12 protein-coding genes are annotated in these 13,833 nt (G+C 67.9%); 10 read left to right on the plus strand and 2 right to left on the minus strand.

Annotated elements, in window-relative coordinates; translation table 11 throughout:
• Positions 1 to 41: 41 nt before the first annotated feature.
• The gene (locus tag HV783_RS22025) at positions 42 to 1,082 is read right to left on the minus strand and encodes a hypothetical protein (protein WP_054503380.1); all 1,041 of its coding nucleotides are present in this window, start codon (positions 1,080 to 1,082) and stop codon (positions 42 to 44) included.
• Between the two features lie 102 nt (positions 1,083 to 1,184).
• Complete coding sequence (locus tag HV783_RS22030) at positions 1,185 to 1,679, minus strand: MarR family winged helix-turn-helix transcriptional regulator (protein ID WP_054503381.1); 495 nt, start codon at positions 1,677 to 1,679, stop codon at positions 1,185 to 1,187.
• Between the two features lie 260 nt (positions 1,680 to 1,939).
• Between HV783_RS22030 and HV783_RS22035 the strand changes: the two genes are divergently transcribed.
• From HV783_RS22035 to HV783_RS22080, 10 genes are all read left to right on the plus strand, one after another.
• On the plus strand, positions 1,940 to 3,103 hold the full coding sequence (locus tag HV783_RS22035; protein ID WP_064526594.1) for an ABC transporter substrate-binding protein: 1,164 nt from the start codon (positions 1,940 to 1,942) through the stop codon (positions 3,101 to 3,103).
• Positions 3,104 to 3,253: 150 nt separating this feature from the next.
• Entirely contained in the window at positions 3,254 to 4,174 is a 921-nt protein-coding gene (locus tag HV783_RS22040; RefSeq protein WP_006388547.1) for a branched-chain amino acid ABC transporter permease, read from the plus strand.
• Complete coding sequence (locus HV783_RS22045) at positions 4,174 to 5,142, plus strand: branched-chain amino acid ABC transporter permease (RefSeq protein ID WP_376787170.1); 969 nt, start codon at positions 4,174 to 4,176, stop codon at positions 5,140 to 5,142. The genes HV783_RS22040 and HV783_RS22045 overlap by 1 nt, the downstream gene beginning before the upstream one ends.
• Positions 5,139 to 5,939 (plus strand): ABC transporter ATP-binding protein, encoded by an 801-nt coding sequence (locus HV783_RS22050; RefSeq protein ID WP_054503382.1) that lies wholly within the window; start codon positions 5,139 to 5,141, stop codon positions 5,937 to 5,939. Before HV783_RS22045 ends, HV783_RS22050 begins: the two co-directional genes overlap by 4 nt.
• Positions 5,939 to 6,643 (plus strand): ABC transporter ATP-binding protein, encoded by a 705-nt coding sequence (locus tag HV783_RS22055; RefSeq protein ID WP_049071045.1) that lies wholly within the window; start codon positions 5,939 to 5,941, stop codon positions 6,641 to 6,643. Before HV783_RS22050 ends, HV783_RS22055 begins: the two co-directional genes overlap by 1 nt.
• Positions 6,644 to 6,860: 217 nt before the next feature.
• On the plus strand, positions 6,861 to 8,855 hold the full coding sequence (siaA, locus tag HV783_RS22060) for a biofilm regulation protein phosphatase SiaA (protein ID WP_196767545.1): 1,995 nt from the start codon (positions 6,861 to 6,863) through the stop codon (positions 8,853 to 8,855).
• A gap of 23 nt (positions 8,856 to 8,878) precedes the next feature.
• Positions 8,879 to 9,418: a biofilm regulation protein kinase SiaB gene (siaB, locus tag HV783_RS22065; protein WP_054503384.1), complete on the plus strand. Its 540-nt coding sequence runs from the start codon at positions 8,879 to 8,881 to the stop codon at positions 9,416 to 9,418.
• A gap of 38 nt (positions 9,419 to 9,456) precedes the next feature.
• The gene (gene siaC / locus HV783_RS22070; protein ID WP_054503385.1) at positions 9,457 to 9,834 is read left to right on the plus strand and encodes a biofilm regulation phosphoprotein SiaC; all 378 of its coding nucleotides are present in this window, start codon (positions 9,457 to 9,459) and stop codon (positions 9,832 to 9,834) included.
• Positions 9,831 to 10,628 carry a biofilm regulation diguanylate cyclase SiaD gene (siaD, locus tag HV783_RS22075; RefSeq protein WP_054503386.1) on the plus strand — a complete coding sequence of 266 codons (798 nt, stop codon included), beginning with the start codon at positions 9,831 to 9,833 and terminating at the stop codon, positions 10,626 to 10,628. The genes siaC and siaD overlap by 4 nt, the downstream gene beginning before the upstream one ends.
• A 41-nt stretch (positions 10,629 to 10,669) precedes the next feature.
• Positions 10,670 to 13,246 carry a sensor domain-containing protein gene (locus tag HV783_RS22080; RefSeq protein WP_064526584.1) on the plus strand — a complete coding sequence of 859 codons (2,577 nt, stop codon included), beginning with the start codon at positions 10,670 to 10,672 and terminating at the stop codon, positions 13,244 to 13,246.
• Positions 13,247 to 13,833 lie beyond the last annotated feature (587 nt).

Below are 13,833 nucleotides of genomic sequence, written 5' to 3' on the forward strand. Positions count from 1 at the left end.
TGCTTTGCGACAGCCGGCGGCGGCGGCCGGAAGGTCGGCTGTCAGGGGGCGGTCCGCATGGCGGCCACGTCCAGCACGCCGGCCTCGCGGTTGGACAGCACGCGGCGCACGGTGCCGTCGGGCGCCTGCAGCACCGACATGCCGGCGGCGACCTCCTTGCCGTCCGCCTGCCGCGCCGCGCGGCCACGCGATGGCGAGAACAGCAGGTCGCCGGGCTGCATGCCGGGCACCCGCGGGCCGGCCGTCAGCATGCGCGTGCCGGTGGGGTAGGTGATGCCGCCGAAGGCGCTTTCGCGCCCCAACAGGCCCTCGAATGCCAGCAGGCGGCGCTGGGCGTCCAGCGTCATGTCCACTTTCAGCAGCGGCAGGCCGTCCACGGACAAGGGCTCGCTGCCCTCGGCGCGCAGCAGCCAGCGCGGCGCCGCGCTGGCCGGGTCGGGGGCGCTGGCGCGGGCCGCCTCGTCGACCTTGAGCCAGGCGCCGGGCGGGATGGGTTGCTGGTTGAGGGTGTTGCCGATCGCCAGGTGGCAACTGGCAAAGCGCGGCTGGCCGCCCAGCATGACGAATTCGACCCGGTGGCCGTGGGCGCAGAGCCAGCCGTCCAGGGCCTGATCGCGGGCGATCTCGGCCGATAGGGTCTCGGGTTGTCGGCTGGTGGCCGGGTAGTGGAACAGGCGGGTGGCGCTGATGCCCTGCACGCTGGCTGGGTGGCCCTCGGGGAAGGTGGCGCGGTCGAACGAGGCCGGATCGCCGGCGCTGGTCAGGCGCAATACCGTGCCGGCCGGCATGTCGACGCCGGCCAGGCGGGTGGGCTGGTCCAGCACCCGTTCGAGGCTGGCGCCCAGGCGCGCGTCGCGCTGGGCGACCAGCCATTGGCTCAGTTGCTGGTAAGGGAAGATGCCGCCGACCAGGGCCAGCAGCGTCATCAGGATCGTGCCGCGGCGGCGATGGTCGCCCAGCCACAGCCGGGCGCCGCGGCTGGTGGCCAGGACGGCCAGCCAGGTCAGCAGCGTGGAGAGGCAGGCCAGCGACACTGCCATCAGCACGTAGTAATTACCGCCAGGAAGAGATACCGGAATCATGGCGGCAATTATGCGCCAAACCGTTGTCATTTTCCGTCCGCCCGAGGGGCCGGCGGCCGGTGCGCCGCGGCTCCCCGGGCCGGGCGGCGCGCAGGAGGCGGCTCAGTCCGCGGCGGCGGCCGAGCGGGTGGCGATCACCTGCAGCTTCAGTTCGCCCAGCGCCTGGAACAGCGCGTTGCGGCTGGCCTCGGGCAGCTCGCCGAACATCGACTTGACCCACGATTCGTGGGCCCGCGCCATCTTGGCGAAACTCTTCCTGCCCTGCGGGGTCAGCTTGATGAGCGAACTGCGGCGGTCGGACTCGACCTTGGTGCGCACCACCAGGCCTTCTTTTTCGAGTTGGTCGGTGATACCGGTAATATTGCCGTTGGTCACCATCATGTGGCGCGACAATTCGCCCATCTTCATGCCCTTGGGGGCGCGCTGCAATTGCGCCATCAGGTCGAAACGGGGCAGGGTGGTGTCGAATTCGTTGCGCAGCCGGCTGCGGATCTCGCCTTCGATGAGATTGGCGCAGGTCAGCATGCGCAGCCACAGGCGCAGCGCATGGTGATCGTCGGGGGCGGCGCGGGATTCCAGGTCGGGGGCGTCTGTCATGGTCGGGAGGTTACCGGGAATGCGTGGATCGGTCTGTATTCGTGAGTCACTGGTAAAAACCCTAGACTTGTTTTGCCGGATACTTTAAACCTAAACTATGAACCACGCCAGTTCTCCCCTTGCCGCACCACGGGATCGGCTGCTGCGGGCGCCGGTCTGACGCGCCGCCTGAACGGGTCGGCAGGCCGGGCATAGAAGTCCTTCGAATCGCAATCCCAGAAAAACACCCTCTGCGCGGCTCGCGCACGGAGCACACCACCATGCGTTTCATCACTTCCCTCGTTGCCGCCGCCGCGTTGGTTCCGGCACTGGCGCACGCCGACCCGGTCAAGGTCGGCATCGCGAATGACATTTCCGGCCCGTTCTCGGCCCTGGGCGCCGAAGCCCGCGACGGCTTCAACCTGGCCATCAAACAACTGGGCAGCAAGCTGGGCGGCCAGCCCGCCGAGTTCCTGCAGACCGACATGGGCGGCAACCCGGACCAGGCCCGCCAACTGGTGACGCGCTACATCCAGCGCGACAAGGTCGATTTCTTCACCGGCCCGATCGGCTCGAACGTGGCGCTGGCCGTCGGCCCCGCGCTGTTCGCCGCCAAGGTGCCGTACCTGTCGAACAACCCGGGCCCCAGCCAGTTCGCCGGCGCCCAATGCAACAACTACTGGTTCGGTTCGTCCTACCAGAACGACGCCTTCCACGAAGCCGCCGGCAAGGTCGCGGCCGACCGCGGCTTCAAGAAGATGTTCATCATGGCCCCGGACTACCCGGCCGGCAAGGATGCGTTGGCCGGCTTCAAGCGTGGCTACAAGACCGCCCCGGGCGACGAGGTCTACACCAAGCTCGGCCAGATCGACTACGCCGCCGAAATCGCCCAGATCCGCGCCGCCAAGCCGGACGCGGTCTATATCTTCCTGCCGGGCGGCATGGGCATCAACTTCGTCAAGCAGTTCGTGTCGGCCGGCCTGTCGCAGAGCGTCAAGCTGATCGGCCCGGGCTTCTCGGCCGACGAGGACGTGATCCAGGCCGTGGGCGAGCCGATGCTGGGCATGTACAACACGGCGCAGTGGGCGCATGACCTGGACGTGCCGCAGAACAAGGCCTTCGTCGAGGCCTTCCGCAAGGAATACAACGGCCGCTACCCGTCGGTCTACGCCGCCCAGGCCTACGACGTCATCATGGCCATGGACGCCGCCGTCAAGCAGGCCGGCGGCAAGGCCTCCGACCGCGAGGCCATCGTCAAGGCGCTGGCCAAGGCCGACTATCCCTCGGTGCGCGGCAGCTACACCTACGGCAAGAACCACTACCCGATCCAGGCCTACTACCTGCGCGTGGTCGACAAGGACGCCAACGGCCGCATCACCAACAAGCTGGTGGGCAAGGTGTTCGACAAGTACCAGGACGTCTACGTCGGCGACTGCAAACTATAAAAGGCGGCGGGACGCGTAAAGCGTCGCGGCTACACAATGTAGCCTGGCCCCGCGGGGTCGCACGGATCCGGCTTCGCCGGTCCGTCGCGACGCCCCCTTGAGGGGGAAGCGCGCAGCGCTCCGGGGGTGGGCCCACCAGGGGATTTATTCATGACGTTCACGCTCATCGTCGAGCAATTGCTGAACGGTCTGCAGTTTGGGTTGATGTTGTTTCTGATCGCGGCCGGGCTGACCCTGGTGTTCGGCATCATGGACATCATGAATCTGGCGCACGGCTCGCTCTATATGGCAGGCGCCTATGTCGCCGCCGAAACCATGCAGCGCACGGGTTCCTTCACCGCCGCCGTGCTGGTGGCCGCCGTCGCCACCGGCCTGGTCGGGGTGGCGCTGGAACTGACGCTGATCCGCCGCCTGGCGCTGCGCGACCACCTGGCACAGGTGCTGGGCACCTACGCCGTCATCCTCATCGCCAATGACCTGGTCAAGATGATCTGGGGCCCGGCCCCGGTCATGCTGAACATGCCGGCGCTGCTGTCCGGGCCGGTGCGCCTGCTGCCCGACCTGCTGTATCCGGCCTACCGCCTGATGATCATCGTCTTCGGCGTGGCCTCGGCCGTCGGGCTGTACTGGTTCGTGACGCGCACCCGCGCCGGCGTGCTGGTGCGGGCCGGCGCCTCGAACCGGCAGATGGCCACCCTGATGGGCGTGCGCGTGCCGCTGCTGTTCCTGGGCGTGTTCGTGCTGGGCGCCATGCTGGCGGCCGTGGCCGGCGCGCTGCTGGGCCCGATCACCTCGGTGCAGGTCGGCATGGGCGAGGAAATCCTGATCCTGGTGCTGGTGTGCATCGTCATCGGCGGCATCGGCTCGATCCGCGGCGCCTTCGTCGGCGCGCTGCTGGTGGGCATGGTCGATACCGCCGGGCGGGCCTTCCTGCCGATGCTGCTGCGCCAGGTGTTCTCGCCGGCCGTTGCGTCCAGCGTCGGCCCGACGCTGGCGGCCATTGCCATCTACGTGCTGATGGCGGCGGTCCTGGTGTTCCGGCCTTCCGGCCTGTTTCCGGCGCGAGGCTGATGATGCGGACCTCTTCGATGCTCTGGACCCTGGCCCTTTTGGCCGCGCTGGCGGCGTTCCCGCTGGTGGCGCCCGCGCTGGGCCTGGATTTCTATATCTCCTTCGTGCGGCGCGTGCTGATCTACGCGCTGGCCGCCACCAGCCTGAACCTGATCCTGGGCTACGGCGGCATGGTGGCGCTGGGCCACGCGGCTTTCTTCGGCGCCGGCGCCTACGCGGTCGGCATCCTGGCGATGTCGGGCGTGAGTTCGGCGCTGGTGTCGTGGCCGGTGGCGATGCTGCTGGCGGCGCTGCTGGCCTTCATCACCGGCGCGATCTCGCTGCGCACGCGCGGCGTGTACTTCATCATGATCACGCTGGCGTTCGCGCAGATGCTGTTCTACATCTTCATCTCGCTGCGCCAGTACGGCGGCGAGGACGGGCTGAACCTGCCGGGCTACTCCACGTTGCCGGGCATCGACCTGGCCAACGACGTGGCGTTCTATTACCTGGTGCTGGCGATCTTCGCCGTGATGATGTGGCTGTTCGGGCGGGTGACGCTGTCGCGCTTCGGCACCGCGCTGCAGGGCATCCGCGAAAACGAATCGCGCATGGAATCCATGGGCTACCCGGTCTACCGCATCAAGCTCACCGCCTTCACGCTGAGCGGCGCCGTGGCCGGGCTGGCCGGCGCGCTGCTGGCCAACCACAACTTGTTCATCTCGCCCAGCCTGATGCATTGGACCCAGTCGGCCAACCTGCTGATCATGGTGCTGGTGGGCGGCATCGGCCTGCGTTATGGCGGCGTGGCCGGCGCGGTGGTGATGCTGGTGCTGGAAGAAGTGCTGCGCCAGTGGACCGAATACTGGCACCTGCCCCTGGGCGTGCTGCTGCTGTGCGTGGTGTTCGGCGCGCCGCGCGGCCTGGTGGGCCTGTTCGGCCCGCTGTTCGGCGGCCGTGCCGCGCAAACCGGCAAGGCGGGATCATGAACCAGACCCATACCCCCACGCAGGCCCCCGCGCTGCAGGCCAGCAACCTGGTGCGCCGCTTTGGCGCGCTGGTGGCTACCGACAATGTCTCGATCTCGTTGAACCCGGGCGAGATCCACGCCTTGATCGGCCCCAACGGCGCCGGCAAATCCACCCTGATCCACCTGCTGTCCGGCACGCTGGCGGCCGATTCCGGTTCGCTGGCCGTGGATGGCCGCGACGTCACCGCCATGAACGCGCACCAGCGCGTGGCGGCGGGCCTGTCGCGTTCGTACCAGATCACCAACATCTTCAAGCAGTCCAGCGTGCTGGACAACCTGGTGCTGGCGGTGCAGGCCCACGCCGGCAGCAGCTTCCGCTTCTGGCGGCCGCGCGCTGCCGAGCCGGCCCTGTACGAGCAGGCCCGCGAGCTGGCGCGCGAATGCGCCATCGACGCCAGCCTGCTGGACCGCGCCGCCGGCACCCTGCCGCACGGCGAACAGCGCAAGGTGGAGTTCGCGCTGGCCCTGGCCGCGCGGCCGCGCGTGCTGCTGCTGGACGAACCCATGGCCGGCATGGGGCCCGACGAGACCCTGCGCCTGACCGACCTGATCGAATCCCTGCGCGGCCGCGCCGCCATGCTGCTGGTCGAGCACGACATGCAGGCGGTGTTCCGGCTGGCCGACCGCATCTCGGTGCTGGTCTACGGCCGCGTGATCGCCACCGGCACGCCGGACGAGATCCGCGCCAACCCGGATGTGCGCCAGGCCTACCTCGGCGATGACGAAACGGCGCCCGCGCGCCAGGAGCTTGCCTGATGCTCAGCATTGAATCGGCCCAGAGCGGCTACGGCGCCAGCCAGGTGTTGTTCGGCGTGGACCTGCAGATCGGCGCGGGCCAGGTGGTGACGCTGCTGGGCCGCAACGGCATGGGCAAGACCACGCTGCTGCGCACGCTGTTCGGCCAGTTGCCGCTGCGCGGCGGCAGGATCCATTTCGCCGAGCAGGACATCAGCGGCTGGAGCCCGGACCGCATCGCCCGCACCGGCATGGCCATCGTTCCCGAAGGGCGCCAGTGCTTTCCCAACCTGACGGTGCGCGAGCACCTGACCGCCTTCGTGGCCGCGCGCAATCCCGCCATCGGCGAGCCGTGGACGCCCGAACGCGTGTTCGAGCTGTTCCCGCGCCTGGGCGAACGCGCCCGCAACATGGGCAACCAGTTGTCCGGCGGCGAGCAGCAGATGCTGGCCATCGGCCGCGCGCTGGTCACCAACCCGCGCCTCTTGATTCTGGATGAGGCCACCGAGGGCCTGGCGCCCAAGATCCGCGAGGAGATCTGGAACTGCCTGGCGCGCCTGCGCCAGGCCGGCCAGACCATCCTGGTGATCGACAAGTACGTCGAGCGCCTGCTGAGCCTGGCCGACCGCCACGTCATCCTGGAACGCGGCAAGGTGGTCTGGACGGGCGACTCCGCCGCGCTCGATGCCGATCGCGGATTGTGGGAACGCTACCTGGGCGTGTAGCGCGAAAGCCGCAATCCCGGCGCGGAGCGCGGATTTTCTTTCAATATAAAACGCAACAAACACGCGGTTTGCGGGGCAGGGCCTGAATTAGGCTGACCTTTGGCAAATCCGCGTGTTTACGCCTGTTTCAATTCATCTCGTGGTTCTCTACACTTAGCGCGCCGTGCGTACCGCGTGGATGCGTCACGTCTTATCAAGCTGTCAGGGAAGACTTCGCATGGCGAAATGGGGTTTGCGCAAAAAATCATTGATGGCGCTGTTGCTGGCGTGCCTGGTCGCGCTGGCGCCAGCCGCGCTGATCGGCTGGCAGGTGCTGGACGGGGTTCGCGACCACTTTGGCCGCGCCTTCGCCGACAACTTCACGCAATTGAACCGCCAGCGCATCCTGGCGCCGGTGTCGCGCGAGCTGGCGCTGTCGCAGCGGCTGGCCGACAGCGAGGTCACGCGCCGCTGGCTGCGCAACGAAAGCGATCCGGCCGCGCGCGAACTGTTCTTCCGCGAGGCCGACGGCTACCGGCGCGACCTGCTGGGCCGCGCCTATTTCATCGCCAGCGCCGCCACCGGCCACTATTACTTCAATGACGACCAGCCGCTGTCGGAGGCGCCGCGCTACACGCTCAGCCGCGACGCGGCCGACGATGGCTGGTTCTACAACTCGCTCAAGGCGAGCGCGCGCTACAACATCAACGTCAATCCGGACCTCAAGCTCAAGACCACCCGGGTCTGGATCAACGTGCAGGTGCGCGACGGCGACAAGGTCATCGGCCTGACCGGCGCGGGCCTGGACGTGGGCGGTTTCCTGCGCGACTTCGTCAACAGCGGCCAGCCGGGCGTCACCCCCATCATCGTCGACGAGGAAGGCGCCATCCAGGCGCACATGGATGCGGCGCTGATCGCCTACAACTCCGGAGCCAGCGGCACGGAAGGGGCCAACGGTCGAGGCATGGTGTTCAACCTGTTCGACGCCGGCAGCGGCCGCGACGAGCTGCGCTCGGCGCTGCACGCCGCCCAGGCCGATCCTCAATCGGTGCAGACCGCCTGGGTCGCGATCGACGGCGTGCGCCAACTGGTGTCGGTGGCCTACATGCCCGAACTGCACTGGCACGTGCTGACGGTGGTCGACCTGGGCGCGGCCCGGGTGCTGGACACCGACTGGCTGTGGCCGGCCGCGATCGGCCTGGTGCTGCTGTTCGCGGCCCTGCTGCTGTGTTTCGGCTACGCCATCGAGCGCCTGATGCTGCGGCCGCTGCGCCGCCTGCAGCAATCGGCCCGCGCCATCGCCAACGGCAGCTACGACGTGCGCCTGCCGCCGGGCGGCCAGGACGAGATCGGCGACCTGAGCCGCGCCTTCGGCGTCATGGCCGACAAGGTGCGCCAGCACACCGCCGAACTGGAAAGCAAGGTGCGCGAGCGCACCTCCGAGCTGGAGGATGCCAACCGCGCGATGGCCGCCGCGCACAAGAAGATCGGCGATTCCATCGACTACGCCAGCCTGATCCAGCGCGCCATCCTGCCAGACCGCCAGTTGACCCAGTCGCTCGGCGCCCACCACTTCGTGCTGTGGAAGCCGCGCGACGTGGTCGGCGGCGATTTCTACGTGTTCCGCTCGGACGGCCCGAACTGCCTGCTGGGCATCATGGACTGCGCCGGCCACGGCGTGCCGGGCGCCCTGATGACCATGCTGGCGCGCGCCGCCATCGACCTGGCCATCACCGAAGCCGGCCCTGCCGACCCCGCCGGGATCCTGGCGCGCACCGACGGCGCCATCCGCGCCATGCTTGCCGATGCGCAACTGCCGCGGGCTCTGGCGACCAACACCGACGCGGGGCTGGTATATATTGACCGCCAATCCGGCATGTTGCGTTATGCCGGGGCCAAGATCAGCCTGTTTGCCAGCAACGGCGAAACCCTGCGCGAGGTGCCCGGGGGCAAGCGCGCGCTGGGCGACAAGCGGACCGGGGCCTACCAGAATATCGAGTTGCGCATGGAGCCGGGCTGGACTTACTACCTGGCGACCGACGGCTTCCTGGACCAGGCCGGCGGCGAGCATGGTTTCGGCTTTGGCAACACGCGTTTCGCCGAAATGCTCAAGAGACACGCGCGGCGGCCGTTAACTGACCAGGCGGCCGCGTTTACCGAGGCCCTGGCTCGCTACCAGGGCGAACGGCCGCAGCGCGACGACATTACCTTGCTGTCTTTCCGTTTCGAATAATCGTTATCAGGGCGGTAACTCCCATGAATGCCTCCGATCTCTACGCATTGGGCGAGCGGTTCGACCAGAATCGCACGCTGTTGTGCTTCAACGGGCCGATCTCCCGCAGCCTGATCGAGGAAATTGGCAACGCGCTGAAGAACTACCTGAATGCCGAGCATGCCCGGCCGGCGGAGGCCATGGACGTGTTCTCGGTCTACATCGAGATGATCCAGAACATCCGCCAGTACGCCGCGCAGAACGGCGACACGGACGCCGCCGCCACCGTGGTCATCGGGCGCCGCGACGAGAGCCGCTACGTGGTGTCGGCCGGCAACCTGGTCAAGGCCGAGGATGGCCGCAGCCTGGTGGCCCGCATCCAGCGGCTGGCCGGGCTGGACAAGGCCGCCCTGAAGGCGGAGTACAAGACCCAGTTGCACAAGCCCCGCACCCCCGGCGTGGCCTCCGGCGCCGGCCTGGGACTGATCGATATCGCGCGTCGGGCCGGCGCGCCGCTGGAGGCCAGCCTGACGCCCGCCGCGGGCGAGGGCCGGGCGTTCTTCAGCCTGAGCGTCGTGATCTGACCGCCGCCCCTGAGCCTTAGACCTTTTCGGAGTTACTGATGAAAGACCTGAATATCGCGGGGACCCAGTCCACGCCCGCCATCACCGCGGACGCCGCCGCCGGCGTGCTGGCGATGCGCGGCGACTCCTACCCCGAGAATTCGTTCGAGCTGTTCGGTCCGGTGATCGAGTGGGTCGAGGCCTACCTGCTCAGCAGCGCCGCGCCGCTGAATCTGGAACTCGAATTGCTCTACCTGAACACCAGCAGCATCAAGTCCGTCATGGACATCTTCGACTTGCTGGAGGCCGCCCACGGCAAGGGCCGCAGCGTCAGCGTCACCTGGTTCTACGACATGCGCAACGAGCGCGTCGGCGAGCTGGCCGAGGAATTCAAGGAAGACTGCACCTTCCCGTTCTCGGTCGTCGGCCGCCAATGAAGGCCGGCAACGCCGAGCTGGATGACCGCATCGCCGGCCTGCTGGCGGATCCGGCGTACGCCGGGCATCCGTTGCGCGAGGCGTTGCAGGATCTGTGGCGGCACACCGCCGAACAGATGGCGCGGATCGAGCGCGTCACGCACTTGTCGGACGCCTACCAGTCCATGGCGCACCAACGCGAAATGGGCCTGTGCGAGCAGTTCGACCGCCAACTGCGGCGGCTGGCGCGCATCGCGCGCATCTCGGATCACTACCAGAGCATGATGCGCGACCTCAATGCCACGCTGGAGGAAACCTCGCGCCGCGATCCGCTGACCGGCCTGCTCAACCGCCGCGCCTTGATGGAAATGATCAAGCAGGAGGTCCAGCGCGCCGCCCGCGGCGGCCAGGCCTTTGTGGTGGCCATGCTCGACGTCGACCATTTCAAGTCCGTCAACGACCGCTACGGTCACGAGATCGGCGACCGCGCCCTGGTCGAGCTGGCTGGCGCCATGCGCCGCAGCGTGCGCGAGTACGACCTGTGCGGCCGTTGGGGCGGCGAAGAGTTCCTGGTGCTGCTGCCCGCGACCCCGCCGGAAACGGCGCAGGGCGTGATGGACCGGCTGGTCGGCGCGGTGCGCGGCCTGGCCCTGGATGTCGGCGCCGACGTGTTGCGCCTGACCGTCAGCATCGGCATGGCCTGTCACCAGCTCGGAGAAACCTTTTCAGAAACGCTCAGCAGGGCGGACCAGGCGTTGTACCTGGCCAAACAGGATGGACGCGACCGTGTCGCACTTGGTTTCCCCCGGCCCTGAAATGAACCCGGAATCGCTGTTTTTCCGGTATGGAGCCCCTTATGCTTGATTCTCATCCAGGCGGTTCGAGCGCGGCCCCGCAGGGCGCCGCGTGGCAGGTGAGCAACTATCTGGCGTCGATGGACCGGGCACTGCTGCTGTTCGATTTCGATGCCGCCGGCTCCCTTATCAACGCCAACGACAACTTCCTGGCGGCGCTGGACTACACCCGCGCCCACATCGCCGGGCTGCGCCATGACCTGCTGTGCGACAGCATGGACGAGGGCAAGGGCATCGCCAGCGCCGAACATCTCTGGGCGCGGCTGCGCCGCGGCGAGTTCTTTTCGGGCACCTGCCGTTACCGCACGCGCAGCGGCGCGTCCGTGTGGATCGAGGCGACTTACCTGCCGATGCGCGACGAAAGCGGCGAAGTGCGCCGCATCGCGGTGATCTCGCGCAAATCGATCGCCGACGCCGAGCGCCAGGAGGAAATCCGCCTGCTGCTGCTGGGCATCAACGAAACCGGCAACGCCGTGGCCGTATCGGGCCGCGACGGCCGCATCGTCTACGTCAACGACGGGTTCCAGCGCATGCTGGGCTTCTCGCGCGCCGACGCGCTCGAGCAGGAGCTGGGCGAACTGCTGGCCGGCACCCGCCACGACGGCGGCACCCGCGAGGAACTGGACCGCCGCATCGCCTGCCGCGAGGGCTACCACAAGGACGTGCTGGTCTACGACCGCAGCGGCAAGCCGCTGTGGGTGTCGGTCATGGCCAATTCGGTGTTCGACGAGCGCGGTTCGCTGGTGAACGTCGTCGACGTGCTGACCGACATCACGCCCACCAAGGTGCACGAGGTGCTGCAGCGGCGAGTGCTGCAGGCCATGGTCAACGAGGCCTCGGTGGTGGAAGTGATGAATATGGTGTGCCGCGAGGTCGAGCGCCTGGCGCCCGAGGTCGCGGCAACGGTGCTGCGGGTGGACGAGGCCGGCAAGCTGCGGCCGCTGGCCGCCCCGAGCATGCCCACGGCCTACACCGAGGCGCTGGACGGCGAGGCCATCGGCCCGCAGTCGGGCGCCTGCGGCACCTCGGCCTTCCTGGGCCGGCCGGTGATCGTGCCCGACATCGCCACCGACCCGCTGTGGGATGACTACCGCCACCTGCCGTTGCCGGACGACATCAAGGCCTGCTGGTCCTCGCCCATCAAGTCGAGCGACGGACGTGTCATCGGCACCTTCGGCTTCTATTTCCGCGAACGCCGCCTGCCGGACGACTTTCACCATCGCCTGGTGGACGTCTGCGTCTATCTGTGCGCGCTGGCGCTGGAACGCGAAGAGGCCCGCGCCCGCATCCGCCAACTGGCGTTCTACGACGAACTGACCGGCCTGCCGAACCGCAACCTGCTGCTGGCCCAGGCCGAGCAGGCCATCGCCCGCGCCGAGCCGGAGCGCAAGCGCGTGGCGGTGCTGTTCCTGGACCTGGACCGCTTCAAGCAGGTCAATGACACGCTCGGCCACCCCATCGGCGACGCGCTGCTGCGCGACATCGCCCAGCGCCTGCGCCGCCTGGCGCGCGCCAGCGACATCGTCGGCCGCCTGTCGGGCGACGAGTTCGTGATGCTCATGCCCGATTTCGAGCATGGCCGCCTGACCGCCGCCGCCGAACACATCCTGGTGTCGCTGTCGCACCCGTTCGTGGTGGGCGGGATCACGCTCAATCCGTCGGTGAGCATCGGCATCAGCGTGTTCCCCGAGAATGGCCGCGACATGGACACGCTGCTGCGCCACGCCGACATGGCCATGTACCAGGCCAAGACGGCGGGGCGTAACCGCATCTCCTTCTTCAGCGCCGAGATGAACCGCCAGGCCCAGGAGCGCCTGGCGCTGGAAGCGGCGCTGCGCGACGCGTTGGAAGGGCGCGCGCTGCGACTGCATTACCAACCGCAGGTGGGCTTGAAGAACGGCAGCCTGTATGGGGTCGAGGCGCTGGCGCGTTGGCGCCATCCGACGCTGGGCGAGATCTCGCCGGCGCGCTTCGTGCCGCTGGCCGAGGAATGCGGCCTGATCGGCGACCTGGGCGACTGGGCGGTGCGCGAGGCCTGCTCGCAGCTCTCCATCTGGCGCAACAACGGCCTGCGCGTGCCGTCGGTGTCGGTGAATCTGTCGGCCACCAATTTCCACAACCTGAACTTGCCGCGCATGATCGCCGCGACCCTGGCCGAGTTCGGGCTGGCGGCGTCGGACCTGATGCTGGAGATCACCGAGGGCGTGGTGCTGGACGCGACGGCGGGCACGCTGCGCACGATCGCCGAGCTGCATCGTCTGGGCGTGCGCCTGTCGATGGACGATTTCGGCACGGGCTATTCCAGTCTGGGCCACCTGCGACGCCTGATCGTCGATGAACTGAAGCTGGACCGCAGTTTCGTCCAGGGCCTGGAGAACGACGACGCGGCGCGGGCGCTGACCAGCGCCGTCATCCGCATCGGCGAAAGTCTCAGCCTGCCGGTGGTGGCGGAGGGGATCGAGAATGAGGAGCAGCGGCGCTTCCTGATCGAGCAGGGGTGCGCGGCGGGGCAGGGGTTTCTGTTTTCGCCGCCGTTGCCGGCGGGGGATCTTGAGGAGTGGTTGCGGGCGCGGGGGTGAGCGGGGGTTTGCTTGATTGCTGCTTCTGCGGTGACGTGGGTTCTTAAGGCGCGCGTGGTGGGGTCGGTGGGGGATGGCGGGGCTACGATTGCGGTCCGGAGCGTTCGCTCCGGACTTCCCCGTGGTCAACCTCGTCCGCCTTCGGCTCCCTACGGTTTCCCTCGGGCGCATCTACACGCCCCGCCATCCCCCACCGACCCCGCCACGCGCTCGCGATGAGGCTTAGCCTCGGGCGCTGGGACGGGTTGTGTGCTTGGCATGCTGGTGACCGTCATGATGCGGGGAGAGGGTCTTGCGGGGCCCGCCGCAAGCCGGCCGCGCGGGCGGCCTTTTGCGGCTTACGCGATGTCTTGCGTCGGAATGATGACGCTCTCGCGTGTGGGGACGGCGGAACCGTTTGCTATTGATAGTCTGTTGGCATCCCGACGGCTTGTGGTCGGCGGGAGGGCGCGTCATGCGTAACATGCCGCCGAGTCGGGAGTGTCAGTATTTTTGTGTTTAAGGCATTAAACGCCTGGCCGAGGATCGGTCAGGCTTGTTGATGCTATCTCAGCGATACGGGTCGGTGAAGCGTTCGGCATAAATGA

This window comes from Achromobacter dolens (assembly GCF_902859745.1).
GTDB classification, from domain to species: Bacteria; Pseudomonadota; Gammaproteobacteria; order Burkholderiales; family Burkholderiaceae_B; genus Achromobacter; species Achromobacter dolens.